This window comes from Chryseobacterium tongliaonense (genome assembly GCF_041224435.1).
Taxonomy (GTDB): Bacteria; Bacteroidota; Bacteroidia; order Flavobacteriales; family Weeksellaceae; genus Chryseobacterium; species Chryseobacterium tongliaoense.
In genome coordinates, this window is record NZ_JBGFFD010000001.1 from 379,162 (window position 1) to 406,120 (window position 26,959).

Consider the following 26,959-nt stretch of genomic DNA (forward strand, 5'->3'; position numbering starts at 1 on the left):
TATCATTCGGGACAGAATATCCTTGTTAAAAGATAAGCTGAAAACCATTGACAAGCAGATGGCAACGCAGCGTAATAACCGCGGAAAAGTTGTTCGTGCTGCTTTGGTAGGGTATACCAACGTCGGAAAATCTACCTTGATGAATGCTTTGTCAAAATCTGAAGTTTTTGCTGAAAATAAGCTGTTTGCAACATTGGATACCACGGTAAGAAAGGTTGTGATCGGAAACCTTCCGTTTCTGCTGACAGATACCGTAGGATTTATCAGAAAATTACCCACTCAACTGGTGGAATCTTTTAAATCAACCCTGGATGAGGTAAGAGAGGCAGACCTGCTGATTCACGTTGTGGATATTTCCCATGAAAGTTTTGAAGATCATATAGAATCTGTAAATCATACCTTGATGGAGATCAATGCACATCAGAAGCCCATGATCATGGTTTTCAATAAAATCGATGATTTCAGCTATGAAAAAAAGGATGATGATGATCTGACCCCTACCACAAGAAAAAACATTTCCCTGGAGGAATGGAAGAAAACCTGGATGGCCAAATCTAAATATCCGACGGTATTTATTTCGGCCTTAACGAAAGAAAACTTTCCGGAGATGAAGAAAATGATCTATGATGAGGTGATGAAAATTCATATTTCAAGATTCCCTTACAATGATTTTCTTTTCGAGTATTTTGACAATGACGAAGAAGAAAATAACAATTAATGAAATACCCCTTTTTCCTTTTACTTCTTTTTGTTTCGGTTTTTGGTTTCAGCCAGAAGTCAAAAATCGATTTTAAAAGTATAGAAAAAAGTATTAAAGACCCAAAATCTCCTTATCCTCATGAGAGGCTGATTTTCAAATATAAAGGTATTCCCAAATCATTGGACAGCATAGAAGGGCAATACCTTTACTATGGCAGAAACTTCCAAAAGAATAAAGTTTCAACATCAGATGATGATTTCAAAGGTCTTGCAGAAGCATTTAAGAATAATAATTTTGATGAATGCATCAGATTGGGAAAGGTTTTATACGATAAAGATCCTACCAATCTGGATGTGATACTGATTTTATTGCGGGCTTATGATTCTAAGAAAGACATAAGCAATTTTACCCATCATCTTGCACAGCTTAGACTTTTAACAGACGCTATAAAAAATTCCGGGGACGGGAAAACCGAAAAAACAGCATACATTGTCAACTCGGTAGGAGACGAATACATTTTTCTTAATCTCCTGAATGTAGGACAGGATTATACCAGAAGTTCAAAGACACTGAAAGACGGTGTAATCGATATATGGGAAAAAGAGGATAGCAAAATATTTATCAAAATACTTTATTTAGATCTTTAATTTAAAAACAACTTAGTGGAATTATACTATTCATTTTCAGCCTTAATCGTTTTAGCATCTATATTCTCATACATTAACTACAGATTTTTAAAACTTCCGAGTACGATCGGGATTATGGTGATTGCCATTGTGGTTTCCATTATTCTTGTTTTATTCGGAGAAAACTTTCTGCCAAGAACTTTCGGCCATCTTAGTAACCTGATGAACGGTATCGACTTTACAGAAGTTCTGATGGGAGCGATGCTTAATTTCCTTCTGTTTGCAGGAGGAATCCATATCAATATCAATGATTTAAAAGAACAGTTCCGGCCGGTGGTAATTTTTTCTACGGCAGGCGTTGTGATTTCCACTTTTGTGGTAGGTTTCGGAATGTATTATTTATTGCCTTTTGTAGGACTTAAGCTTCCGTTTATTTACTGTCTGGTTTTTGGAGCATTGATTTCTCCTACCGATCCGGTGGCGGTTTTAAGTATCTTAAAGCAGGCGAAAGTTTCAAAATCACTGGAAACAAAAGTGGCCGGAGAGTCTCTTTTTAACGATGGTATGGCGGTTGTGGTTTTCACCGTTGTTTTACAGCTGGCCGTCGGGAAAGAAGTGGATCTGGGTGTTGAAAGCATAGGCATATTATTAATTAAAGAAGCCGGTGGCGGACTTCTATTGGGTGTTTTACTGGGTTGGATCACCTCAAGGCTGATGCGTGAAGTGGATGACTATATTATTTCTGTTCTGGTAACGCTGTCTGTAGTAATGGGAGGCTATCTTATCGCAAGACAAATGCATATTTCCGGACCGCTGACGATGGTAGCTGCAGGGTTGTTTATGGGTAATTTCAATGTGAAATTTAAAATGAAATCAATAACCCAGGATTATCTGATTAAATTCTGGGAATTAATAGATGAAATCCTGAATGCCGTTCTTTTCCTGTTCATCGGTTTCGAGCTCTTAATGATCAAAGATCTGAAACATTTTATTGTTCCGGGGCTTATCGCGATTGTTGTTGTTTTACTGGCAAGGATAGCTTCCATCTGGATTCCCACCAGGTTTATGTCATTCAGAACAAGGTTTAGCCCACAGACGGTAAAAGTGCTGGTTTGGGGCGGAATCCGCGGAGGTGTTTCCATTGCTTTGGCGATGTCTGTTCCTAAAAGTGAATACAGTGAAATTATTTTAAGCATTACTTACTGTGTTGTTGTATTTTCTATTATTGTTCAGGGGCTTACCATTGCAAAAGTGGCTAATCCTAATAAGATTGCAAAAGAAGAACAGGAGCAGGAAAGTACTGCTTTAGATGAAAATCATTAAACCATTAAAACACAATGAGTATCCTGATCAAAGAAATAGAAGAAGCGCTAGCTGTTTTATCCATTCCTGAGAAAGCGGAATTTTTTCCCAGATTCTTCAAAACAGGAATGGGAGAATATGGTGAAGGCGACCTGTTTTTAGGCGTAAAAGTTCCGGATCAAAGAGTGGTAGCCAAAGAATATTATTCAAAAATCTCTTTGAATGATCTGAGTAAGCTGCTTTCTTCAAAATACCATGAACACAGGCTCACAGCTTTATTCATGCTGATTTATAAATTTGAAAAAACAAAAGACCGGAAGGTAAAAGATGAAATTGTCAATTTTTATCTTGAACATCTGCAATACGTCAATAACTGGGATCTGGTAGATTCGAGCTGCTATAAAATCCTGGGCAGATATGCATTTGAAAATCAGAAAGAGGAATTGCTGAGAAGGCTTTCTGCTTCCGGCGAGATGTGGCACAAAAGGATTGCCGTGGTCGGAACCATGCATTATGTGAAAAAAGGTTCATTTGAACTGACGAAAGAATTTGTTACCAATAATTTAAAACATTCCCACGACCTGATGCATAAAGCAAACGGATGGCTGCTGAGAGAAATGGGACAGAAAAATGAAGTGGAACTGATCAACTATTTAAACAAGTACTACAAAGAAATGCCCAGGACATGCCTTAGATATGCCATCGAAAAACTTGATGAAGAAGTACGGCAGGATTATCTTAAAGGCAGAATTAATTAGCACAGGATTCAAAATAACAACCAGTACAAAGCATTTTAAAAATAGATTAAGTAGTTTTGTCTTTTAAAATTCAATCATGAAAATTTTTCTCAAACGGTTTATGCTGTTATTTCCCCTGTTATTGCTGACAAGCTGCTTTGATATTTTAGACAAGGTCAATGTAAAAACAGATGGAACCGGAGAGTATACCGTTATTCTGAATGCAAGCAAGAGTAAAACAAGACTGGCTTCAATCTCTAAAATGGAAACAGTTAATGGTAAAAAAGTTCCGAAAAAATCTGAAATTGAAAATAAAATCAATGAAGCGGCAAAAATATTCAGGGCAACACCGGGAATCAGCAATGTGAAAACAACGATGGATTTTGATAATTATATTATCAAACTAAGCTGTAATTTCAAAAAAATTGAAAATATCAACGCCGGGCTGGAACAGCTAAAAAATAAAAATATTCTCGGGAAAATGATTCCTACGCAGATCTACAGTCAAAATGCAGGAAATAAATCATTTACCAGAAACAAAATAAACACTTTCAAAAATGAATACGACAAGATGAGTACGGCAGATAAAGAAATCTTTAATAATGCCAGATACACTTCCGTGCTGCAGTTTGAAAATACGATAAAATCTCAGACGAATGCTGCCTATCTGCTTTCTCCCAATAAAAAAGCGGTGAAGATGGAAGCCAATGTTTTAGATTTAATCCTTCAGAAAAAACAGTTACAAAATAATATCCTATTCCAATAATTTAATCCTAAGCCATGAAATCTATTCTGTTAAAAACACAAATACTTACATTCCTGCTCTTTGGTTTTGCCTTTGGTTTTACACAGCAAAGCATGAGAATTCCTAATGATGCTGCATTCTATATGGAGATCAACGGGAAGCAGCTTAATAAAAAAATGAATTGGGAGAAATTAAATCCCTTTTTACAGGAAATAACCAAAAAAGATAAAAAAAGTAAGGAAAAACCTTCATGGAATGATTATTCCAAAACGGGGATTAAATATGATGCCACACAATATCATTATGCCTCTTTTAATGACTCCGTGCAGACCTATACCACCCATTTCATTTTAGATAACAAAGATAAATTCCGGGAATTCATTAATTCTGCCAAGAAAAAAGGACTGGAAATCTCCAAGAGAAACAATTATTCCTATGTTGATATAGACGATGATATTTTCGTTGCCTGGAGCGGTGATCGTGCTGTTCTCAGCATGATAAACTATAATAAGCTCCAGAAAGACATCTGGTCGGATGAAGCTGTGGCAGACAGTGTTGCGGTTGTAGCAGACAGTGCTGTTGTTGCCATTGACAGCGCTTATGCCGAAGAACCGGAAAAACCTTTTGATTATAAGGAGGAAATACAATATCTGAAAGATGATATCAAATATTTAAAAGACAACATCAAAGATAATAATGCTGAGATTGCCAGAATTCAGAAGGATATAAAATATCTGGAAAAACACCATCAGTATCCGGAAGAAAAAAAGGATACCACAGATACGGAATATTCAGAAAACCATGATGAGGTTTCACCTGCTCCCGAAATGGAAGATCCCGAAGTAGTAGAAACCGAAGAAGACATCGCATTCCGGAAAGAAATGGATTCCCTGCGCATTGAGAAATTCAAAATCGTGAAAAAGTTTGCAGAAGATTCATTCGATAAATATTTCAGTTCCAATCTGGAAATTGATGTTCCTAAGCATATGACCTCTTTCCGGGATCCGGATTCAGATGTCTTTGTTTATACGGATTATGGAAGAATCGTTAACGAAGGACTTTACGGGAAAATGATGAAGCGCTACAGTTTCAGCCGGTTTTTTGAAAAAGTATACAATTCAAATTCTTCATACAATTTATATTTTGACAAAGACAAAGTAAAACTGGTCAACAATTATCAGCACAAAGACGCCGAAACCCAGAAAAGTATTTCATCAGTTTATAAAGGAAAGAAAAACAAAAAGCTGACAGCACTTATCAATGATAAAAGCATCGGATATTATGTGATCAACGTAAACGGGGTTAAATATTTTGACATGATGTACAGCCTGCTTAAAGATACGGGAGAAGGCGATTATCAGAAAGAAATGAAGCTGATGATGGAAACCATGAAAATTGTCCTGGATGAAGAAGCTATTGCCAAAATTGCACCCGGAAACGGAATTTTTGTTTTAAATGAACTGAAACCCAAAACGGTAGAATACACAGATTATGATTACGATGATGATTATAACGAAAAAGAAGTGAAAAAAATGAAAGAAGTTATGGTTCCGAATTTCATTTTTGCTTTCGCTACAGAGAATGAAAAATATTGGACCCGTGTTTTTAACCTTTTAACTACAAATAAAGAATTAGCTAAAAATTTCTCTAAAAAAGGCGATTTTTATGCATTTAAAGAAGAAGGGAAAAACAATGGCTACCTTGATCAGCTCTACTTTACGGTAAAAGACGGAATTGTATATCTTACCACTTCTACAGATAATCTCACCCTAAAAAACCAGTCTGAAATTTCTAAAAAATGGGCAAAAGATTCATCTAAATATTCTTTATCCGGAAGATTGGATATACAGAAACTTTTAATAGGTCTGGAAAAAGAATTTAAAAGTACTTCCGAAAGAAAAACACTGGATGTGCTGAGAAAAAATATCGGTGAACTGTATTATAAAACAGAAGTAAAAGGAGAAAGTGTACAGACGGAAATAGATTATATCATCAAAGATTCTTCTGAAAATAGTCTGATGTATTTCTTCGATTTGTTTGACGAGATTTATAAAATCCAGGAAGCAGAAAAAAAGCCACAAATATTATAAATGAAAAGGAATAAGCTTATTGTATTATTTATTTTCCTGTTTGCACTTGTCTTTTACTTTGTGTTTTTCCATAAAGATAAGACGTTAAAATTTATCCCTGAAAATGCAGATGTGGTGGTTTTGCTGGATGTGAAAAAAATAGGCGGTCAATACATATACAGCCTGGCTGCCCATCCTTCTCTGTGGTTTGAAGAGAAAAAGAAAAAAGACGATAAAAATTCTTTAAGAGATTCAGGCTTGAAAATCCCTGATTTTTTGCAGGTTTTTCACCTTAAAAATAGCGGATATTCAGATTGGTATAGTGTTATTGAAGTTAAAGATCATGAGAAGTTTTTAGCGTTTTTAAAGACACGGAAATTTATAAACAAAGGGAAAAATATCTTTCAGAAAGACCGGCTTTTTCTTAGAATAAATGGTGAAAACTGTATTTTGGGAACTTCAGATCTGGCTTTTGACAATATAAATCAGCAGCTTTTCCGGTCCTCGGGGAAAAAGAATTTGAATGCAGATCAGTTTATTGATGATACCGTAGGAAGTATTTCATTTATTTCAGGAAAAAATATTCGGAATTTTTCTATTGAACTGAATGCTGATGATATTGAAATAAAAAATACCTCAAAAACAAAGATCTTTAATTCAATCCTTACTGCGGCAGAGCAGAAGACCCGCTTTTTAGAGGTGGAGCTGGATGCAGCCAATGTAAAAACATTAACTGGTTTCTTTAATAAAAGCTTCAGAGATTCCTCAGAGATCAACTATATTAAAGCATCAGCTGAGCTGGAACAGGTGAATGACACCATCATCAGCTATGGATATGATGATAATTTTAATGAAGTGGAAAAAAAGACGTATCAAAAGATTATTCAGCCCAATTACGTGATTGAACTTCAATGTAAGGCTTCTGAAAAAACATGGGAATACTTCCAAAATAAAAAATGGATTAATCCTCAGAATCAATTCACTATTATTCCGTTTCAGCCTAATCATATTGCAAGGAAAAATGAAGGATTTGAAGTAAAATCAATCAGAAAAACGATACCCGCACGCCAAAAGCTAAAAGAAAACTTTATTTTCATTAAAAATAACAATTTGCTGCTTTCTTCTGTCAGTACTTTAAGTGTTGCTGAAAAAAAGATCATTTCAGATATAGATTATATTTTTTACGGAAATAAAGCACAGGATTATTATGTAAAGCTAAAAGCCGGGAAAGGAGAATTGCCCTTAATTTTAAGATGGTAAAATAGCCGTTCAGGTCCAAAATTTAATCATTGATCATGCTCTCAGAAACGATATTGATAAAACCCTTTATTCATTACTTTTTACATCTGGTTTTCCCGGTGTTTATCGCATTGGTTTTTTATCGTGAAAACTGGAAGAAGGTTTATCTTATCCTGTTGGCTACAATGCTCGTCGATCTTGATCATCTGTTTGCAAATCCTGTTTTCGATCCTTCAAGAAACAGTGTGGGATTTCATTTTTTGCACTCTTATTATGCCATTGCGGTGTATTTTTTGATGCTCTTTTTCAAAGGCAATATCAGGATCATCGGTATCGGATTACTGTTTCATATTTTCACAGATTTTCAGGATTATTATTTCTGGCCTCATTAAAATATGATTAATATTTTCTTTTGATATTTCAAATTTCATTGATTTTTTGTATTTTGTAGACACGTATGAAATTAAAAGAGCTTTTACATTATACTTATATTTTTCCTGTTCTGGCAGTGGGATATTACTTTTCAGGCTTAACAGGAAATGGCGTTATTTATGATGTTATTGCAGGTCTTTTACTGACCGGGAGCGTGTTGTCGGCAGTTCATCATGCCGAAGTGGTTGCCCATAAGGTAGGAGAACCCTTCGGAACGATTATTCTGGCGCTTTGTATCACCATTATTGAAGTCGCTTTGATCATCTCACTGATGATCGCCGGTGGAGATCAGGCGATCACACTGGCCAGAGATACGGTTTTTGCCGCGGTAATGCTTATTCTTAACGGTATTTTAGGAATCTGTATTTTAGTAGGTGGTGTGAAGTATTATGAGCAGTTTTTTGCAAGAACCTCGGCAACCACTTATCTTGTAAGTATTGTTTCCATATTGGTTCTTACGCTTGTACTTCCCAATTTTACGTCCAGCGTCAACGGCCCTTTCTATAATGAAGCTCAGCTGACTTTTGTTTCTATTGCCTGTCTGGTAATCTATGGTGTATTTTTAATGGTTCAGACAGTAAGGCATAGAAGTTATTTTATTATCCCCGATGAACATCCGGAAGAGCTTTATATTCCTTCCATGGTTAAAACTTCAATAAGCTTTGTTTTTCTTGTAGTATGTCTTGCTATTGTAGTGCTTATGGCTAAAGGGCTTTCCACATCAATTGAGAATATGGTTCAGGGGTTTGGTGCTCCGAAATCTCTGGTAGGGGTGATCATTGCGGCGGTTGTTTTACTTCCTGAAGGTGTTGCAGCGATCAGGGCGGCAAGAAGCAATCAGATACAATCCAGCTTAAACCTGGCCTTAGGTTCTGCTTTGGCGAGTATAGGGCTTACCATTCCAGCAGTATCGGTAGTCTGTATTATGTACGATATCCCTTTGGTTTTAGGATTAGATAAAAAAGATATTATTCTGCTCTCTTTATCTGTGTTTATTGTCATGCTGTCTTTAAGCAGAGGAAAAACAAATGTTCTCTACGGAACCGTTTTACTGGTCAACCTGGCAGCCTATATTTTTACAGTGATCGTTCCTTAATTCAGCTTCCTTGTCATTTCCATTTTATAAGCCATTAGCCTGGCGATATTTTCGGATTTATAAATAGCCATATCTGCATTTTCACCGGTGAAATTTTCTTCAATCGTATTTTTCCACAGCTCGAGCCATTTGTCGAAATGCTTTTTCTCCATAGCTTCCATCTGATTGATCGGAAAATGAACCGCCATTGGATTACCTTTATAAGACATCTGCCCGAAAAGAATGGTTTCCCAGAAAGAATACATCTTCGGAAGATGCTTATCCCAATCTACTTTGGCGATATCGGTAAAGAAAAAGGCAATAGTCTCATCCTTAACTACTTTTGCATAAAACGAATTGACAAGATGTTCAATGTCTTCTCTTGTTTCAAGTTTTTTCATACCTCAAATTTAGTGTAAAATCAATTTAAAAATTCAAATGCAGGCTTGATAAAATTCATGAAAACAATATTTTATCTTTGCATAGTAATATAACTTTGAAAATAGGGTTAGTCGCTAAGGCACAGGTTTATTAAAATTAAGATTTGATAATCTGCAATTAGCTTTAAAACCATAATGATTAAAAAGATGGCAAGAGGATTCAGACAAAAAATTAGGCAGAAAAATACTGAAAACAGTGGTTTCGGGAGTAATGCTTCCGGAAGGTTTATCAACAAAGACGGTCTGCCGAATGTTCAGAGAAGAGGAGTGAATGTCTTCAACAGGCTGAGCTGGTATCACACCATGCTTAATTTGTCAACCTTCCGTTTTCTTTCTTATTTGGTGATCGCTTATATCGCAGTCAACCTTCTTTTTGCCATGATTTATTTTCTGATAGGAGTAGAGCACCTCACGGGAATTGATAAAAGTACACCCTCCAATGAGTTTATCGATGTGTTTTTCTTTAGTTCCCAAACCTTTACCACAGTAGGATACGGAAGAATTGCGCCGGTAGGTTTTACGGCAAGTCTGGTCGCGACTTTTGAAGCTTTTCTGGGATTGCTTACCTTTGCGATTGCAACGGGTCTGTTTTATGGGAGATTTTCAAGACCTAGAGCTTACTTAAGGTTTTCAGATATTGCGGTGGTTGCTCCTTTTAAAGATTTAACCGCTTTAATGTTCAGGCTGGCTCCTTATAAAAACAATGCCCTCACAGATGCGGATGTAATTGTCTCTACAGCAATCGAAGTTATGGAAGACGGAGTTCCGAAGAGCAATTTTTACAGACTGGAAACCCAGTTAAGCAAGATTAATACACTGGCCCTGAACTGGACAGTTGTTCATAAAATAGATGAAAATTCCCCTTTCTATGGTTTTTCCGAAGGTGATTTTAAAAATACGGATATCGAAATCATTGTTCAGGTAAGAGCATTTGATGAAGTGTTTTCGAATACGGTAGTACAGAGATCATCCTACGTAACCGATGAAATCATTTACGGGGCAAAGTTTACCCCGATGTATTATCCGGATAAAGAAAACATTTCTACCATCCTGGACCTTGATAAAATCAATGAATATCAAAAAGCAGATCTTCCCGTTTGGGCAGAGGAAGAAAAATAAATGGATTTAGAATTATATAAAAAACAGGCTTTACAAAAGCAGAAGGAACATAAAAAATTTTTAGACGGATTAAAGAAAAAACCGCCTAAGAATCTTGACTATGTAGTTCAGGAGACCCATGACGAAGTTTTTGAAAAGATAGACTGCCTGCAATGTGCCAATTGCTGTAAAACCACAGGACCTTTGTATACCGAGAAAGATATTGAACGGATCGCAAAGCATCTCAGGATGAAGCCTGCCGATTTCGAAGCTAAATTCCTGAGAGTAGATGAAGATAATGACAAAGTTTTACAGAATCTTCCCTGCTTTTTCCTGAATCAGGACAATACCTGCTCCATTTATGAAGTAAGGCCGAAAGCCTGTCGCGAATATCCACATACCGACCGGAAAAAGATTTACCAGATCAACAATCTGATGATGAAAAATACGGTAATCTGCCCGGCTGCTTTTGAATTTGTGGAAAGAATTATGAAAAATTTAGGAAAATAAGATATAATCCCAATTCGTCTTAAAGAATTATAAAGTACGTTAAATAAGAAGGTTACACATAATTTAATAGAAAATGTGTCGTTTAAAAAATATTAAACAACCATTTAAATATTATATTATGAAAAAGTTATTCTTAACAGCAGCATTCTCATTAGTCGGAGCAATCGCTGTATCAGCTCAAACTCAACCTCAAAAACCGGTTGAAAATACTAGTAACCAGACAACAACTCAAACTCAACAACAGAATACACTGGGAACAGCGGGATCTACGACCGATGTGAATACCAATACTAATGCTTCAACGCAAAATACAACAGCTACAGCGACTGTAGATGCTGCAGCAAACACTACCGTTACGCCTAGTGAGGGAGTAACTGCAACCGCCGATACAAACGTGGAGGCTGCAAAACCTGCAGAAGCAACAAAAGAAGAAAAGAAAGCTAAAAGAAAAGCAAAGTCGAAATAAGTTATTTTTAAAAAGTAGAAATTAGGAATCCTGGAATAATTTATTTCAGGATTTTTTTTTCGATCTCAAGAATCCTGAATCTCACGATCTTTTTAATGAGATCCAAAGGAAGTTTTTCAGTAACGGGAAATTGTACGGCACCTTTTGAAAATTTATAGCGGGCAGCAGTAAAGTCTTCCTCAAAATTTTTAATGCCTTCCGCACCGGGATAAAAACCGATATGCTTTTTATAGCCTGCAAAATAGACCAGAGGTTTGTTCTTATATTTAAAAGCAGGCATCTGGTAGCCGATATATTCTGTAATATCCGTTTTCTCAGAATGAATGGCAGCCCTTATCTGATCCATTTTTTCCTGAACTTCCTCAGGAAATAAAAGAATGTATTCATCAATGGTTTTGAATGCCGTTTTCATAATATAAAAATAAAAAAAGCATTGAATATTTCAATGCTTTCTCCTTTCACTTTTTACTTTTTTCCCATTTCCCCGGGACAGGTTATAAGAAAAAAGGTCGGGAAATTTCCCAACCTTCTGTTTTATTTATACTACTCCCTGAGCCAGCATAGCTTCTGCAACTTTCACGAAACCGGCGATATTAGCACCTTTTACATAGTTTACATAGCCATCTTCCTCTTTTCCGTAATCTCTGCATGCTTTATGAATTCCGATCATAATCTCTTTCAGTCTTGCATCTACCTCTTCAGAAGTCCAGTTAAGACGGATAGAGTTTTGAGTCATTTCCAATCCTGAAGTGGCAACACCACCGGCGTTAGAAGCTTTTCCAGGGGAGAACAATACTTTGCTGTCAAGGAAATAATTGATTGCATCTAAAGTAGAAGGCATATTAGCCGCTTCAGTTACACAAAGACATCCGTTTTCAACTAATTTTTTAGCATCTTCAAAATCCAGTTCGTTTTGGGTTGCAGATGGGATGGCAACATCACATTTTACTTCCCAAGGACGTTTTCCGGCATGGAATTCAGCAGACGGATATTTTTTAGCATAATCCTCAGCTCTGTTGTTTCCAGAAGATCTCAATTCCAATAAATAATCGATTTTTTCTCCGTCAATTCCGTCCTTATCATAGACATATCCGTCAGGACCTGAAATCGTTACTACTTTTCCTCCAAGCTCAGAGATTTTCTTGATAACTCCCCAGGCTACGTTTCCGAAACCTGAAACCGTTACCGTTTTATCTTTAAAAGTCTGTCCGATGGTCTTAAGCATCTGCTCAGCAAAGTAAACTACACCATATCCCGTAGCTTCAGGACGGATAAGAGAACCTCCGTAAGCAAGGCCTTTTCCTGTAAGAACTCCGGTAAACTCATTTCTGATTTTTTTGTATTGACCGAAAAGATATCCGATCTCTCTTGCTCCTACACCGATATCTCCGGCAGGAACGTCTGTTTCAGGGCCGATGTGCTTGCATAATTCAGTCATGAAAGCCTGGCAGAAACGCATTACTTCCATATCCGATTTTCCTTGCGGATCGAAATCCGAACCTCCTTTTCCTCCTCCCATCGGAAGAGTAGTCAATGAGTTTTTGAAAACCTGTTCGAAAGCTAAGAATTTAAGAACGGATAAATTTACAGTAGGGTGGAAACGGATTCCGCCTTTATAAGGTCCGATTGCAGAGTTCATCTGAATTCTGAAACCTCTGTTTACCTGAATTTCTCCTTTGTCATCAACCCATGGAACTCTGAAAATAATGATTCTTTCAGCTTCCGCCATTCTTTCAAGCAGCTTCATTCCTGTATATTCCTTTTTAGTCATAATAAACGGAATTACAGTTACAGCAACTTCTTTTACAGCTTGTAAAAATTCTGGCTCATTAGGGTTTTTTGCTTCAATTTTTGCAATAAACTCCTGAATTTTCTGGTCAATATTATATTGTTCCATATAGTAAGGTTGAATATTATTGCCAACAAATTTAATTTTTTTTTCAAGATTCACAACACCTTATTTAATGATTGCTGAAAATTTAATAATAATGCGCGGTAATATTATTAAATTAATAATTTGTGATTAAATTTTATTAAAAATTAAATGTTATCTATTAAATAATGTAATATTAAGAAATGGTTAAATTTCAAATTGCAATAAATTGTCTCCCGGAAAACGATTTTACTTTCCCTAAAAGTTCCAATTCCAAAATTACCGGTAAAATTTTATGGGAAGGAATGGAAATTTTATGAGCCAGATCATCAAGCGAAATTTGTGGATTTTTAGTGATATATTGATAGATTAATTCTTGATTTTCAGATAATTGTATAGTATGGCTGCTATGTGGAAAAAGGTCCTCTATTATATGTTGGGAATTATTAAATCCTAAAATCTCAATAAGATCTTTTACCGTTGAAATTGCACTTGCTTTATTCTGAAAAATAAGCTGATTACACCCTTGGCTGTAAGAGTCTGTAATTTTTCCGGGAAGTGCAAAAACATCCCTGTTGTAATTATTGGCGTAGGATGCCGTGCTTACGGAGCCACCGCCAAAGCCGGTTTCTACCACAACTGTGGCAGGAGACAAACCGGCAATGATCCTGTTTCTCTGGATGAAATTTTCCCGGTCAGGTTTTCTTGATGAGTTGAATTCCGTGAGTAGAGCACCTGAGTCCTCCAGAATTTTTTCAGAAAGCTTTTTGTTTTTTGAAGGATACAGCGTGTGAAAGCCATGAGCTAAAACAGCGATTGTAGGAATTTTATGATGAATAGATTGTTCATGAACCTCTTTGTCAGCTCCTAAGGCTAAGCCACTTACAGAAATAAAGCCAGAAGATTTTGGCGCTTCAAAGAAATCTTTTATAAACTGTCTGCCATAGGCGGTAATATTCCGGGTCCCGACAACACTTAACGGTTTCAAGGTATTGGTAAAATCACCTTTTTGGTATAAAATGGCAGGAGCATCTTCACATTCGTTGAGGAGGAAAGGAAGTTCATCAAAATGTTTCAGCCTGATCCGGATGTTGTTTTTCTCGCAGAATTTCAGCTCTTTTTCAGCGAAATTCAGGTGAGTGGCATTTCCAATGTCTGAAACTGTTTTCCGACCGAAGCCTTCCTGCTTTCTGTATTCTTTTTTGGCGTGCTCCCAGGTGTTTTTTGCGCTCCCAAAAGTTCTGATGAGTTTGGTGAAATTAATATCACCGATTAAGTTGCATTCGCGCAATGCGATTGCATAAAGATGTTCTTCGGAAATCATGTGTGTTTTTATCCAAATGTAACGAAATAAGTTTTACCTTTTTCTTAATTCGTCCAGATGATCCCAGATATCGTCTCTTTTTTTATAAGGCAGTTCAAGGAAATCTTCGGGATGGTTTTCTTTATATTCCTGCCAGAGTTTGTCATCCTTTTCACTGTAATAATTGGGGAATTCCCAGATGTATTTTTTCTTTTTGTCACCTACATTTTTAAACATAAAAGCAATAATACTGCCCACGACGGCCCCGGAAAGGTGAGCCTGCCATGAAATCTTACTAGGTTCCTGCAGATTGTAGAAAAGCTCTTCCGGAAACATGCCCCAAACCAAACTTCCGTAATATAATACAACTAGCAGTGAGATGGTAAGAAGCTTCATATTCCATTTAAAAACACCACTGAAAAATAAGAAAAAAGCTAAAACGTATACGACACCGCTGGCCCCGATCGTACAGGTGTACATATATTCGCCGGTAAGAATATCAACAGGCGGAAGCATCCATACCAATAAGCCTGTAGCAAGCCATCCGATAACGAATACTTTGTTGGCCACCAAAGGATAAAACTGATAGAGCAGAAACATAAGTGCTGCAATCGGGATAGAGTTTCCGATGATATGATCTAAATTTCCGTGTAAAAGCGGCGACGTTATTACTCCTATTAAACCTTCCGGCAATAAAGGAATAATCGCCCCAAAGCAACTTTCAAAAAAGCCGTGCATCTGTAAAAAGAATCCCAACCACATTGCAGAAAGCATCAGCAATGGATTAATGATCGCTTTTTTGGAAATTACATTTTTAAACATGGAAGATTTATCTCAAATCAAAAGCCAATTATAAATTTCGGAAATTATGGCGATATTTTATATGGTGAAACTCATTTTAAGACAAAAGGGATGATTTTAAATGAATTAAGTATGTCATTAGTAAATAATCGCACAGGCTGTTTCTAATGATGGAAAAAATTATATTTTTTACTTTTGCAGGGTAAATCTTTTGTTTATGAGAAAAATTGTAGCGGTGTTTGTAGTTTGTTTCGGTTTGAATGCAGGTGCACAAGAGGTAAAAAAAGATACTCTGGCCCCGGTGACGGATACTATAAAACATTGGTCGGTGATGGGAAAGAATACGGTAATGCTTAATCAGGCTGCTTTTTCCAATTGGGTAGGCGGTGGGGGCAATAACGTCGGATGGCTTGCGGGCATCAATTATAATATCACCTTTGAAAAAGACAAAGATCTCTGGGAGAATATTATTATTCTGGATTACGGTCAAAATAATACAAAAGGTTTAGGCACCAGAAAAACCCAGGATGTCATTAATATCTCGACCAATTACGGGCGGCAGTTTTCCAAAAGCTGGTATATTTCTTCAGGTGCCAGTTTTCAGACTCAGTTTTCCGGAGGTTATGAAGACGGGAATAATCCAAGTGCTAAAAAGATCTCTAATTTTATGGCTCCGGGGTATTTAAACCTGGGGATAGGTATTACTTACAGGCCCAATGATAATTTAAACGTCACTTTACGCCCTGCCAACGCGAGATGGACCTTTGTTCTGGATCAGGATCTTCAGCTCGCAGGAAATTACGGTTTAAAGGCAGACGGGGATGATTCTTTATTGCAGTTCGGGTTTTTAGGAAATGCTTTATATAAAGTTAAGTTAATGGAAAATATCAATTTAACCAATACAGCATCTGTTTTCTCAAACTATCTGGATCATCCCGAAAGACTGGTTCTTGCTTACGGTGCAGTATTGAATATGAAGATCAATAAGTATATTTCTTCCAATATTACTTTAGATATGCTGTATGATCATAACCAGATTCAGAAAACACAGTTAAAACAGACTCTCGGGATCGGTTTTGCATATACCGTTAACAATGGCGGGAAGCGCTCTGAAAGAAAAGACAGCCAGTGGTGGATAAAGAAATAATACATCTCTGATTACCCAATAAAAAAGCACTTCAAAACGAAGTGCTTTTTATATCAATTAATATAATTTAAAACTCTATCTGTACTTCCAATTTTTCCGCCAGTAAGCGTGAAATTTTCTCTTTAAGAGGCTCAATATCGATATTCTGCATTGCATCATTGGCAAAGGCATATAATAAAAGCGCCTGGGCTTCTTTTTTAGAGATTCCTCTTGCTCTTAAATAGAATAGTGCATCCTCGTTCAGCTGACCTACCGTACAGCCATGAGAACACTTCACATCGTCTGCGAAAATCTCTAGCTGAGGCTTGGTGTCAATTGTTGCCCCTTCACTTAATAAGACATTGTTATTTTGCTGATAGGCATTTGTTTTTTGTGCGATCTTATCTACAAAAACTTTTCCGTTAAATACACCGTGTGCCTTATCTTTGAAAATACCTTTATAGTTTTGATAACTTTCACAGTTGGGCTGGTTATGGTGAACCGCCGTATGGTGGTCTACCAGCTGATCTTTTCCGATAATCGTTATTCCGTTCATGAATGAATTAATATTCTGTCCGTTATGAATGAAATCCAGATTGTTTCTTACCAGTTTCCCTCCGAAAGAAAAGGTGTTTACAGTCGTTAAGCTGTCTTTTTCCTGTCTTGCGAATGTATTGTCAATAAGGTAAGAAGTATCGTTATCGTTCTGAAGCTTGTGCCAGTCTGCCTTTGCATTCGGATACGTAAAAATTTCAGTTACCGAATTTGTGAATACATATGAATCATCAAAATTATGATGACTTTCAATAACTTCCACTTTAGCTCCTTCTTCTACAATCAGTAGGTTTCTTGTGTTGTAGAATGTGTTTTCTTCCTGGTTTTGTGAAAGATAGAAAATGTGGATCGGTTTTTCAATCACTACATTTTTAGGAACTTTCAGGAAAAAACCGTATTTGCAGTAAGCAAGATTTAAATTCGTGAAAGCTGAATCCTTGGTAGCAATTGTATTGAAGTAAGTTTCAAAAACCTCTTTATGTTTGTCATCATTCAATGCATAGTTGAAAGAAAGAAACTCAACATTTTCAATAGAGATTTTTGATAATTCTTTATGAAGTTTACCATTAACAAAAACAATCCAGTCAAAATTTTCTTCTCCTAAGTGCAGCTCATCCAGCTGTTCTTTGGTGATATTGTGACTTTCTTTCGGAAAAAAGTTATAGCCTTTTTCCGTGATTTCCTTAAGGTTGGTATATTTATATTCTTCGTCTTTTTTTGTTGGAAAACCAATGTTTTCAAATCTTTGAAGAGCAGCCTTTCTGTCACCATCCAAAAAACGATGATGAAGACTTTCCAAAAATTCACCGTGGTTGTCAATAATCTGATCGTATAAAGCCATTACTGATATTTCGGCCATCACACCTTTTTTATATATTTAAAAATTGTAATAATATTGCGGGGTTTCCGCTTTTCTTTTTAAAGGATTGATAAAACCCCTTCAAAAAGCTCTCCTTCTTAATTAAGAAGCCAGTCGTACCCTTTTTCTTCAAGTTCCAGAGCAAGAGATTTATCACCTGTTTTGATAATCTTACCATTGGCCAAAACGTGAACGAAGTCAGGCTGGATATAGTTAAGCAATCTCTGATAGTGAGTAATCAAAAGAACTGCATTTCCTTCATTTTTAAAGCGATTTACGCCGTCTGCAACAATTCTCAGCGCATCGATATCTAATCCTGAATCTGTTTCATCAAGAATAGCCAGTTTAGGATTAAGCATCATCATCTGGAAGATTTCGTTTCTCTTCTTTTCACCTCCGGAGAATCCTTCGTTTAATGATCTTGAAAGGAAATCTTTTTTGATTCCTAATTTTTCAGACTTATCACGAATCATGGCAAGCATTTCTTTGGCCGGCATTTCTTCCAATCCGTTTGCTTTTCTCGTTTCGTTTAAAGCCGCCTTGATAAAGTTGGTTACAGAAACTCCCGGAATTTCCACAGGATACTGGAAAGAAAGGAAAATTCCTTTGTGTGCTCTTTCTTCAGGAGCATCTTCACTGATATCTTCCCCTTCAAAAAGGATTTCTCCATCAGTTACTTCGTAATCCTCTTTTCCTGCTATTACAGATGAAAGAGTAGATTTTCCGGCTCCGTTCGGTCCCATGATCGCATGAACTTCACCTGGTTTTATTTCAAGATTGATACCTTTTAAAATTTCTGCGCCATCTTCAATTTTGGCGTGTAGGTTTTTTATTTCTAACATAGTTTTAATATGATAATTTGGTAATGAGATAATATGATAATTACTGATTACCGCCTATTTTCGATGTTATAATTATTTTATTTGTGATGTTTTCAATTTCTTTTAATTTTTCAATTAATTCATCACAATCCGGATAACTTTCTGAATGTTTACATAAAAGTAACCAATAGTTTGTTTCCTCTATTTCTTTTGCTGCAATTTTGAATTTATGTATAAAATCATTTTTACTTTCAGAATTCTGCGCTTATCTCAAATTAGCTCTGATTGATGTTCCTGATTTTAAAAGCTGATTCGAAATAACAAATTTTTTCTGTTCATGAAGAAATTCACAATACCTGATAATCTGTAATGAAAACTCAAAAGTTTTATTAAGAATGACATTTTCTTTCATTATCAAATTATCTCATTACTATATTCCCGAATTATCCTACTGAACCTTCTAATGAGATTTCCAATAATTTCTGGGCTTCAATGGCAAACTCCATTGGAAGTTTGTTGAGAACCTCTTTGCTGAAACCATTGACGATTAAAGCAATAGCTCTTTCGGTGTCAATACCTCTCTGATTACAGTAGAAAATCTGATCTTCTCCGATTTTTGAAGTGGTAGCTTCATGCTCTAACTGAGCAGTCGGATCTTTAATTTCAATATAAGGGAAGGTATGGGCACCACATTCATTACCCATCAGTAAAGAATCACACTGGGAAAAGTTTCTCGCTCCTTTTGCGGAAGGCATTACTTTCACCTGTCCTCTGTATGAGTTCTGAGATTTTCCTGCAGAAATACCTTTTGAAATGATTGTTGATCTGGTGTTTTTACCGATATGGATCATTTTTGTTCCGGTATCTGCATACTGGTGGTTATTGGTTACTGCGATAGAGTAGAACTCCCCGATAGAATTATCACCTTTCAGGATACAGGACGGATACTTCCATGTTACGGCAGAACCTGTTTCAACCTGAGTCCAGGAAATTTTTGCATTTCTTTCGCAAAGGCCTCTTTTTGTTACAAAATTGAAAACACCTCCTTTTCCTTCTTCATTACCAGGGTACCAGTTCTGTACGGTTGAATATTTAATTTCAGCATTATCTAAAGCGATCAGTTCCACAACGGCCGCGTGAAGCTGGTTTTCATCTCTTGACGGCGCTGTACATCCTTCCAGATAAGAAACATAACTTCCTTCATCAGCGATAACAAGTGTTCTTTCAAATTGGCCTGTTCCCGCCTGGTTGATACGGAAATAAGTGGAAAGTTCCATCGGGCATCTTACGCCTTTAGGTATATAGCAGAAACTTCCGTCAGAAAATACTGCGGAATTTAATGCGGAATAAAAGTTATCTCCTCTCGGAACTACTTTTCCAAGATATTTTTTTACAAGATCCGGATGATTTTTGATCGCTTCGGAAATGGAGCAGAAAATAATTCCTTTCTCCATCAGTGTTTCCTGGAACGTAGTTTTCACAGAAACCGAGTCTATCACAATATCTACAGCAACTCCGGAAAGTCTTTTCTGCTCTTCGATATTGATTCCTAATTTTTCAAAAGTCTTCAGCAGCTCAGGATCTACCTCATCCAGACTTTCAAGTTCAGGCTTTGCTTTTGGCGCGGCATAATATTTTATAGCCTGGAAATCCGGTTTTTCATATTTGATATTTGCCCAGGTAGGCTCTACCATTTTCAGCCAGATTCTGAAAGACTCCAAACGCCATTCTGTCATCCATTCCGGCTCTTCTTTTTTAGCAGAGATGGCACGGACGATATCTTCGTTCAAACCAATCGGGAAATCTTCGTAATCGATCTTTGTTTCCCAACCGAATTCATATTTTTTGTTTTCAAGATCAACTCTAAGGTCGTCTTCTGTATATTTCGACATTAATTAAATAATTAAAAAATTAAATGATTAAAAAATTAGTTTCCTTTTCTAACATCAGTTTTGGATAGATAATCAATAAATTTTGATAATTGTTTTGAAACCACTTTACAATCATTAATTAAATCGCTTGTATCCTCATCATATAATACTGAGCAGAGATGTAACATATTTCTTACTTCACCACAGCTTCCTTTAGAATATTTTAAATATCTTATAAACTGTGCATTATTGTTATACTCGCTCCTTCTGAAATGTTGTTTGAAATTGACAAAACTGCTCTTTTAATCTGACTTGTCAACTCAAATTCTTTTCTGAACTTGTCATTATTTAAAAGGCTAAAAATATTTTTAGTGAGATTAACTGTTAATTGATAAACTTCAAATTTTTCAAACTCAACAGCCATTTCCTAATCTTTAAATTATTTAATCCTTTTAATCTTTTAATAATTACAAGCTAAATGATTCTCCACAACCACATGTTCTGGATGCATTAGGATTGTTAAAAACAAATCCTTTTCCGTTTAAGCCTCCTGAATATTCAAGAATGGTACCTGCTAAGTAGAGGATTGATTTTTTATCTACAATAATTTTGATGTTATTGTCTTCAAAAACCTGGTCAGTATCTGTTTTTTGATTGTCAAATTTCAAAACATATTCTAAACCGGAACATCCGCCGCTTTTTACCCCAACTCTTATATAATCTTCAAAAGGTTTAAAACCATCTTCTGTCATCAGCTGGATGGCTTTTTCTTTTGCTTGATCTGATACTTTTATCATTGTATTTATTTAGAATGATTTAATCCTGCAAAAATACGAACAAAAATCAGTAAATAAAAATCGACATTTTTATTTTATCGATTTTTATCATTGATAAGTTTAACTTTGGTAAAGTTTTGAAATCCAAACATTAAATTAACTCAACATGAAAAAGTTAGGCATCATTGCTTTAGCGCTGCTTATGCAGAATATTTTTGCACAAACCAATCGATTTGTGTACCAGGTTTCCATGAAGCCTGATGCTTCAAATAAAAATGATATTAAGACAGAAAATGCCTATTTGGACATCTCTCCTGAAAAATCGATGTTTTATTCGGAAAACAGGCTGAAAAGAGATTCTATTATGCAGAAAGCCTTTCAGAGCGGAGGTGGAAGAGGAAGCATCAACCGGGAACAAATGGAAGGATTAAGATCAAATATTAATTATTCTGTGGAGAAAGATAAGACGAATCAAAAAACACTTTTTAAAGACAGAATAGGAAGAGATATTTATTCTTATGAAGAAGACCGTCCTTTGAACTGGAAAATTCTTTCAGAAACTACCAAAATAGGAGAATATAAAGTTCAGAAAGCAGAAACGGATTTTGGAGGAAGAAAATGGACGGCCTGGTTCAGTACAGATCTGCCTTATCAGGACGGGCCATATAAATTTGGCGGACTTCCGGGCTTAATTATTAAAGTGGAAGACAGCGAAGGAGATTATTCTTTTGATCTGATGAAAAATTATAAAATCGCTGAGTTTCCGACGATGAATCAGTTTGGAAATACGATTAAGGTAAAAAGAACAGATTTTGTAAAACAGCAGGAGAAATTTAAATCTGATCCGATGGCATTTATGAGCCAACAAGGCGGGGGATTTGCCCAAACCCGTATTGGTGGTGGAAACCGTGGCGGTGGTGGAAATCAAAATCCGGCCGACATGAGAAAGAGGATGGAAGAAAGAATGAAGGAAGAAGCCAAAAATAACAGCAATTCGATAGAACTGAAATAAATAAAACCCTGAAGTTATCTTCAGGGTTTTTTATTGTATGGTGCAAATTTATTTTAAAAGCTGATCGAAAGTATTGCCCTGTCTGATATCACTGGTATTATATCCTTTCATAAACCATTCTTTACGTTGGGCAGATGATCCGTGGGTAAAGCTTTCCTGATTTACATATCCCTGAGACCTTTTCTGAATGTTATCATCACCTACGGCTTCAGCAGCTTCAATCGCGGCATCAATATCTCCGGGTTCCAGAATATGTTGTCTTGCGTCTGTCTTTTTTGCCCAAAGCCCAGCATAAAAATCTGCCTGTAATTCTGTTGCTACAGAAACCCTGTTCATTTCAGCTTCAGAATATCTTCCACTTCTTCTTAACTGATCCACTTTTTGAGTTGTTCCTAAAAGAGTCTGAACATGATGTCCTACTTCATGAGCTAATACATAAGCAATTGTAAATTCTGTGACTTGTGCCCCAAATTGTTGTTGTAGTTCATTAAAGAAACTCATATCCATATAAACAGATTGATCTGCAGGACAATAAAATGGGCCCATTGCTGATTGAGCAGTCCCACAACCAGATTGTGTAGTATTTTCAAAAAGTATAATTTTTGGTGGAGTATAAGTCATACCATTTTCTTTGAAAATCTGATCCCATGTAAGAATGTTCCATTTTCCCATCATATCGACCATTTCTCCGATTTTCTTATCATTGGCATTTAATTCTCTTTGTTCAGTTTGATTTTGTGATGGAGACATATTTCCAGAATTTAATACACTGGATGGATCTCCTCCCAGAAAGAAAATTATAGCTGCAATAATTAATGTTCCAAGTCCTCCTCCTACAATTGCACCACCATTACCACCGCTTCCGCGACGGTCTTCGACATTTCCACCTCTATCGTCTGTCCATTTCATAGTAAATAAATTTTTATCAGTGTAAATTTAAAATTATTATTGATATGAAGGAGATTATTTTTTAATGATAAGCTTTAGAAATTCATTAACGGTTAAGCTGATTGGTTTTAAGCCAGTACGATGTAGACTGATAGGCTGAAATGGTCTCGTTAATCAACTTTTGATCAGGTGTTTTCAGAATCTTTTCATCATTATAGATATTGAATTCAGGAGCAAGTTTGCCCGGTTTCGGAGATAATGAATACTGTTTTATTTTTTTTACTGGAGAAAGAATGGTTAAATTATCATCTTTTATAAATCCTAAATCCTGATATGTGGCAACATAAGCTTTAGGCTGAAATTCTGTTTTAAATACATCCTGTCCTAAAAATTTAGACTGATAACTAAAATTCAATAAACCAAACAGGGTAGGCATTACATCGATCTGAGACATCAGCTTGTTAAATTTTTGCGGCTTGATAAAACCTTCAGAGAAAATGATTGCCGGAATCCTGTATTTATCAGTCGGAAGTTCCGTGCTGCCGGCACTGGAAGCACAATGATCAGCGATAATCACGAAAACCGTATTGCTATACCAGTCTTGTTTTTTTGCCATTTCAAAGAATTTTCTCAATGAATAATCGGTATATTTTACTCCTCCTTCTCTGGATTTTGCATTTCCGGGAATATCAATTCTTCCGTCTGGATAGGTGAAAGGTCTGTGGTTGGAAACAGTCATCCAATGGTTGAAGAAAGGTTTTCCGGATTTTGCTTCCGTATTCATCACCTGAATTGCCTTTTTCGCCATATCTTCATCTGCTACACCCCAAACATTGGCAAAGGTAATTTCCTCAGGTTTAAAACTGTTTCGGTCTATAATCCCATATCCATTGCCGGAGAAGAAATCTTCCATATTGTCGAAATAGCTGTAACCGCCATATAAAAATTTCACATCATATCCTTTAGATTTGAAAACCGTTCCGGTTGTGAATTTATTTTTATTGTTTTCTCTTTTGATAATACTTTCTCCTGCTGTAGGCGGAATACAAAGAGTTAATGCTTCAAGACCACGTACGGTTCTGTTCCCAGTGGCATAAAGATTGGTAAACATCAATGAACGGTCGGCGAGACTGTCTAAAAAGGGCATAATCTTCTGGTCATTTCCATAATGCTCCAGAAAATCTGCGGATAAGCTTTCTACAGAAATAAGAACTACGTTTTTCTTAAGTTCCGGCTGATCAGAAACGATATTTCGGGTTAAGGTATGTTCTGAATATTGGCTCAAAAAGTTGTCATCGGCTGTTTTCTGATCGATTTGCGGGTAAAACTGAAAATAATCCAGCTCGTTGTGGGTAAATGCCCAGTAAAACTTCGGTAATCCGTTGGCTTCAATTTCTTCTGTAAAAACATTCGATGATCTGATTTGCGTTGTAAAATGCAATCCGGACAGGCTAATTCCGACTAAAAGGATGAATGTTGCCAGCAAAATTAACTTTTGCTTCAGGTTAGGCAGGTCTGTCAGCTCCTGTTTTGTTTTTTTATAAATAAACCATGTAACGGCAAATGATACTGCAAATATAACCAGGAATAAAGGAATTACCGGATAGCTTTCCATCACGTTTCCTATGACCTCATTGGTATAAATAAGATAATCAACTGCAATGAAATTATATCGCAGCCCAAATTCATTGTAAAAGAAATATTCGCTTACCGCATTAAAGACAATGAGTACGACGTATAAAAATAATGTGATGAAATAGAGGACATTTCTAATTTTAAGCCTTTGATTGGGTAGGAATAACATTAAGCTGAAAAGGATTATTTTCAGCCCTATGAAAGCCAGCGCAATTTCTGCCACAGAGCCACCATATTGCTTGAAAATATTATTGGGTATCAGAAGGATGTATAAAAATAGAAGTACCAATGCGGCTAATACAATCTGACCGTAAGGACTTTTATATTTTGAATTTGATAAGAATAAAAAATAAACGGCCAGAAACGGACATGTTATAATGAAAACTAAAATATCATTTAAAATTCCCAGTGATAAAATCTTTATGATTTCAAAGAACCCAAAGTTGGCCGTGGTTATCGGGTGAAACAGAAAAACAACTCTTACAATCAATGAAATGATAAGATAAAAAAATCCTAAATATAAGAATGGTTTAATTTTTTGAGTAAACATTAGTTAAATATATATAGTTTTCGCAAAGATAGTTTTTGTATGAAATCTTTCGATAAAAAAAATAAAAATAGACGATTTATTGGATTATTTATAATTGGTTAAATTAAAATTAAAAAGTACTATTATTCAGAAAGCTATTCTGTGAAAGGGTTTTAGAAGGTATACAAAAAAAGAGACTATGAAAATAGTCTCCTTTTGTTTTATAATAAATGTTAAATTAAGAATGCCCAAACCCGATATTTCCTTTTTTTTCAGAAAGATTTTTTTTGAAATCAATCATTCTTAAAGCGGTAACGGCTGCTTCTACACCTTTATTTCCAAGATCACCACCACTTCTTGCAATCGACTGTTCTTTTGTATCATCAGTCAGCACACAGAAAATAGTAGGAGTATCCGTTAAAATATTGCAGTCTTTAATTCCCTGAGCTACGGCTGAACATACATAATCGAAATGTGGGGTTTCTCCACGGATTACGCATCCTATAGCAATTACAGCATCATATTTTCGCTCTTTACAAAGCTGCATGCTTGCATAGTTTAATTCAAATGCCCCCGGAACAGGGAAAAGTTTAATGTTTTCAGCTTTTACACCTTCTTTTTCGAGGATTTCCAAAGCTGCATCACGAAGATTGTAAGTTACAAAATCATTCCACTCAGAAAAAACAATGCCGATAGAAAAATCTTCGGCATTAGTTATATTAAGTGGCTTGTAATCGGAAAGATTAACTGTTGCCATTTTTTAGTAATATTTAGTCATTTCAATATAAGAATCAGACATTCCGTTATCGTAGTCCTGATATTTTTCGTCAATTGCAGAAAAATATTTCTTAGCATCTGCATTTTTCTTTAATCCTAATGCTACGATACCTGCCTTTCTTGTAAAATAATAAGTAGTATAAGGGTCACTGGAAGCAGAAGCAGCTTTATCCAATAACGCTAAAGCTTCATCATTTTTATTAAGACCTGATTTTGCATCCGCCATTGCACCATATTTCATAGCCATCAATGTTTTGTTATCAGACGAAAATTTATCTAAAAGATCATATGCTTCCTGGAATTTTCCTTCCTTGAATTTTAATAAACCTGCATTGTATGCAGAAAGTTTACCGATATCTGTAGAAGAAAACTCGTTATAAGTTCCTAAGAAACCAGGGTTTGCAGCAGATTTTCCGCCCAGAGCTTCTTTATCTTTTCCTTCAGTCAGATTTTTTTGTGCAGCAAGGAAGCTTTTTACGGCTTCAACATTTTTGGGAGCAACAATGAATTGTTTGTAAGCGAAAAATCCAAGAACGCCTAACACCAACACACCAAAAACAATACCTAGTGGTTTTGAATATTTTTCAAGGAATCTTTCAGTGTTTAAAGCCTCTCTGTCAAGATCTTTGAAAAACTCCACTGTTTCTTTACCTTCTTGCTCATGTTGAGCATTCTTTGCAAGTTTTGCCATAAA

General features: G+C 36.0%; 29 protein-coding genes and 1 pseudogene. 14 read left to right on the forward strand and 16 right to left on the reverse strand.

Going from position 1 to position 26,959, the window contains the following annotated elements:
* The 9 genes from AB8P06_RS01875 to AB8P06_RS01915 form a co-directional block, all read left to right on the forward strand.
* A partial coding sequence (locus tag AB8P06_RS01875; RefSeq protein WP_369837114.1) for an HflX GTPase family protein occupies window positions 1-718 on the forward strand: 718 nt, incomplete at its 5' end.
* On the forward strand, window positions 718-1,347 hold the full coding sequence (locus AB8P06_RS01880) for a DUF4919 domain-containing protein (RefSeq protein WP_369837117.1): 630 nt from the start codon (window positions 718-720) through the stop codon (window positions 1,345-1,347). The genes AB8P06_RS01875 and AB8P06_RS01880, both read left to right, overlap by 1 nt.
* Before the next feature lie 15 nt (window positions 1,348-1,362).
* The gene (locus tag AB8P06_RS01885) at window positions 1,363-2,649 is read left to right on the forward strand and encodes a cation:proton antiporter (protein ID WP_369837120.1); all 1,287 of its coding nucleotides are present in this window, start codon (window positions 1,363-1,365) and stop codon (window positions 2,647-2,649) included.
* A 14-nt stretch (window positions 2,650-2,663) separates the two neighbouring features.
* Window positions 2,664-3,386: a DNA alkylation repair protein gene (locus tag AB8P06_RS01890; protein WP_369837123.1), complete on the forward strand. Its 723-nt coding sequence runs from the start codon at window positions 2,664-2,666 to the stop codon at window positions 3,384-3,386.
* A gap of 76 nt (window positions 3,387-3,462) precedes the next feature.
* On the forward strand, window positions 3,463-4,131 hold the full coding sequence (locus tag AB8P06_RS01895) for a hypothetical protein (protein ID WP_369837125.1): 669 nt from the start codon (window positions 3,463-3,465) through the stop codon (window positions 4,129-4,131).
* A gap of 14 nt (window positions 4,132-4,145) precedes the next feature.
* Complete coding sequence (locus tag AB8P06_RS01900; protein WP_369837128.1) at window positions 4,146-6,200, forward strand: hypothetical protein; 2,055 nt, start codon at window positions 4,146-4,148, stop codon at window positions 6,198-6,200.
* Entirely contained in the window at window positions 6,201-7,439 is a 1,239-nt protein-coding gene (locus AB8P06_RS01905; protein ID WP_369837131.1) for a hypothetical protein, read from the forward strand.
* Window positions 7,440-7,474: 35 nt separating this feature from the next.
* A complete protein-coding gene (locus AB8P06_RS01910; protein ID WP_369837134.1) occupies window positions 7,475-7,810 on the forward strand; it encodes a DUF6122 family protein in 336 nt (111 codons plus the stop codon).
* A gap of 65 nt (window positions 7,811-7,875) precedes the next feature.
* On the forward strand, window positions 7,876-8,946 hold the full coding sequence (locus AB8P06_RS01915; RefSeq protein WP_369837136.1) for a calcium:cation antiporter: 1,071 nt from the start codon (window positions 7,876-7,878) through the stop codon (window positions 8,944-8,946).
* On the opposite strand, the gene AB8P06_RS01920 is transcribed toward AB8P06_RS01915, so the two are convergent.
* Window positions 8,943-9,326, reverse strand: a complete 384-nt coding sequence (locus AB8P06_RS01920; protein ID WP_369837138.1) for a group III truncated hemoglobin — start codon at window positions 9,324-9,326, stop codon at window positions 8,943-8,945. The genes AB8P06_RS01915 and AB8P06_RS01920 overlap by 4 nt on opposite strands.
* A 174-nt stretch (window positions 9,327-9,500) precedes the next feature.
* On the opposite strand from AB8P06_RS01920, the gene AB8P06_RS01925 reads away from it, so the two are divergent.
* From AB8P06_RS01925 to AB8P06_RS01935, 3 genes are all read left to right on the forward strand, one after another.
* Window positions 9,501-10,484, forward strand: coding sequence for an ion channel (locus tag AB8P06_RS01925; protein ID WP_369837141.1), 984 nt, complete (start codon window positions 9,501-9,503; stop codon window positions 10,482-10,484).
* On the forward strand, window positions 10,485-10,973 hold the full coding sequence (locus AB8P06_RS01930; protein WP_369837144.1) for a YkgJ family cysteine cluster protein: 489 nt from the start codon (window positions 10,485-10,487) through the stop codon (window positions 10,971-10,973).
* A gap of 118 nt (window positions 10,974-11,091) precedes the next feature.
* Window positions 11,092-11,439, forward strand: coding sequence for a hypothetical protein (locus tag AB8P06_RS01935; protein WP_369837147.1), 348 nt, complete (start codon window positions 11,092-11,094; stop codon window positions 11,437-11,439).
* Window positions 11,440-11,479: 40 nt separating this feature from the next.
* Here the strand turns inward: AB8P06_RS01935 and AB8P06_RS01940 are convergent, their stop codons facing one another.
* The 4 genes from AB8P06_RS01940 to AB8P06_RS01955 all read right to left on the reverse strand — a co-directional run bounded on the left by AB8P06_RS01940 (window position 11,480) and on the right by AB8P06_RS01955 (window position 15,437).
* Window positions 11,480-11,851 carry an iron chaperone gene (locus AB8P06_RS01940; protein ID WP_369837149.1) on the reverse strand — a complete coding sequence of 124 codons (372 nt, stop codon included), beginning with the start codon at window positions 11,849-11,851 and terminating at the stop codon, window positions 11,480-11,482.
* Between the two features lie 126 nt (window positions 11,852-11,977).
* Complete coding sequence (gene gdhA / locus AB8P06_RS01945) at window positions 11,978-13,336, reverse strand: NADP-specific glutamate dehydrogenase (RefSeq protein WP_369837151.1); 1,359 nt, start codon at window positions 13,334-13,336, stop codon at window positions 11,978-11,980.
* Between the two features lie 190 nt (window positions 13,337-13,526).
* Window positions 13,527-14,636: a DNA-processing protein DprA gene (gene dprA, locus AB8P06_RS01950; protein WP_369837154.1), complete on the reverse strand. Its 1,110-nt coding sequence runs from the start codon at window positions 14,634-14,636 to the stop codon at window positions 13,527-13,529.
* A 33-nt stretch (window positions 14,637-14,669) separates the two neighbouring features.
* On the reverse strand, window positions 14,670-15,437 hold the full coding sequence (locus tag AB8P06_RS01955) for a rhomboid family intramembrane serine protease (RefSeq protein WP_369837157.1): 768 nt from the start codon (window positions 15,435-15,437) through the stop codon (window positions 14,670-14,672).
* Window positions 15,438-15,633: 196 nt separating this feature from the next.
* Between AB8P06_RS01955 and AB8P06_RS01960 the strand changes: the two genes are divergently transcribed.
* Complete coding sequence (locus AB8P06_RS01960) at window positions 15,634-16,563, forward strand: DUF3078 domain-containing protein (protein ID WP_369837160.1); 930 nt, start codon at window positions 15,634-15,636, stop codon at window positions 16,561-16,563.
* 67 nt (window positions 16,564-16,630) lie between these two features.
* On the opposite strand, the gene sufD is transcribed toward AB8P06_RS01960, so the two are convergent.
* From sufD to AB8P06_RS01990, 7 genes and pseudogenes are all read right to left on the reverse strand, one after another.
* Complete coding sequence (sufD, locus tag AB8P06_RS01965) at window positions 16,631-17,938, reverse strand: Fe-S cluster assembly protein SufD (protein WP_369838365.1); 1,308 nt, start codon at window positions 17,936-17,938, stop codon at window positions 16,631-16,633.
* Window positions 17,939-18,054: 116 nt separating this feature from the next.
* Window positions 18,055-18,798: a Fe-S cluster assembly ATPase SufC gene (gene sufC, locus AB8P06_RS01970; protein WP_369837162.1), complete on the reverse strand. Its 744-nt coding sequence runs from the start codon at window positions 18,796-18,798 to the stop codon at window positions 18,055-18,057.
* Between the two features lie 40 nt (window positions 18,799-18,838).
* A pseudogene (locus AB8P06_RS01975) lies at window positions 18,839-19,189 on the reverse strand (four helix bundle protein).
* A 31-nt stretch (window positions 19,190-19,220) separates the two neighbouring features.
* Entirely contained in the window at window positions 19,221-20,669 is a 1,449-nt protein-coding gene (sufB, locus tag AB8P06_RS01980) for a Fe-S cluster assembly protein SufB (protein WP_369837164.1), read from the reverse strand.
* A 35-nt stretch (window positions 20,670-20,704) separates the two neighbouring features.
* On the reverse strand, window positions 20,705-20,884 hold the full coding sequence (locus AB8P06_RS20650) for a four helix bundle protein (RefSeq protein ID WP_440132420.1): 180 nt from the start codon (window positions 20,882-20,884) through the stop codon (window positions 20,705-20,707).
* Window positions 20,881-21,072 carry a four helix bundle protein gene (locus AB8P06_RS20655; protein ID WP_440132419.1) on the reverse strand — a complete coding sequence of 64 codons (192 nt, stop codon included), beginning with the start codon at window positions 21,070-21,072 and terminating at the stop codon, window positions 20,881-20,883. Before AB8P06_RS20655 ends, AB8P06_RS20650 begins: the two co-directional genes overlap by 4 nt.
* Before the next feature lie 43 nt (window positions 21,073-21,115).
* Window positions 21,116-21,445, reverse strand: coding sequence for a HesB/IscA family protein (locus AB8P06_RS01990; protein ID WP_369837166.1), 330 nt, complete (start codon window positions 21,443-21,445; stop codon window positions 21,116-21,118).
* A 145-nt stretch (window positions 21,446-21,590) separates the two neighbouring features.
* On the opposite strand from AB8P06_RS01990, the gene AB8P06_RS01995 reads away from it, so the two are divergent.
* On the forward strand, window positions 21,591-22,436 hold the full coding sequence (locus AB8P06_RS01995) for a GLPGLI family protein (RefSeq protein ID WP_369837167.1): 846 nt from the start codon (window positions 21,591-21,593) through the stop codon (window positions 22,434-22,436).
* 48 nt (window positions 22,437-22,484) lie between these two features.
* On the opposite strand, the gene ypfJ is transcribed toward AB8P06_RS01995, so the two are convergent.
* From ypfJ to AB8P06_RS02015, 4 genes are all read right to left on the reverse strand, one after another.
* Window positions 22,485-23,345, reverse strand: a complete 861-nt coding sequence (ypfJ, locus tag AB8P06_RS02000; protein WP_369837170.1) for a KPN_02809 family neutral zinc metallopeptidase — start codon at window positions 23,343-23,345, stop codon at window positions 22,485-22,487.
* 85 nt (window positions 23,346-23,430) lie between these two features.
* Complete coding sequence (locus AB8P06_RS02005; RefSeq protein WP_369837172.1) at window positions 23,431-25,509, reverse strand: LTA synthase family protein; 2,079 nt, start codon at window positions 25,507-25,509, stop codon at window positions 23,431-23,433.
* Between the two features lie 217 nt (window positions 25,510-25,726).
* Entirely contained in the window at window positions 25,727-26,245 is a 519-nt protein-coding gene (ribH, locus tag AB8P06_RS02010) for a 6,7-dimethyl-8-ribityllumazine synthase (RefSeq protein ID WP_369837174.1), read from the reverse strand.
* 3 nt (window positions 26,246-26,248) lie between these two features.
* Window positions 26,249-26,956 carry a YfgM family protein gene (locus AB8P06_RS02015; RefSeq protein WP_369837176.1) on the reverse strand — a complete coding sequence of 236 codons (708 nt, stop codon included), beginning with the start codon at window positions 26,954-26,956 and terminating at the stop codon, window positions 26,249-26,251.
* Window positions 26,957-26,959: the final 3 nt, after the last annotated feature.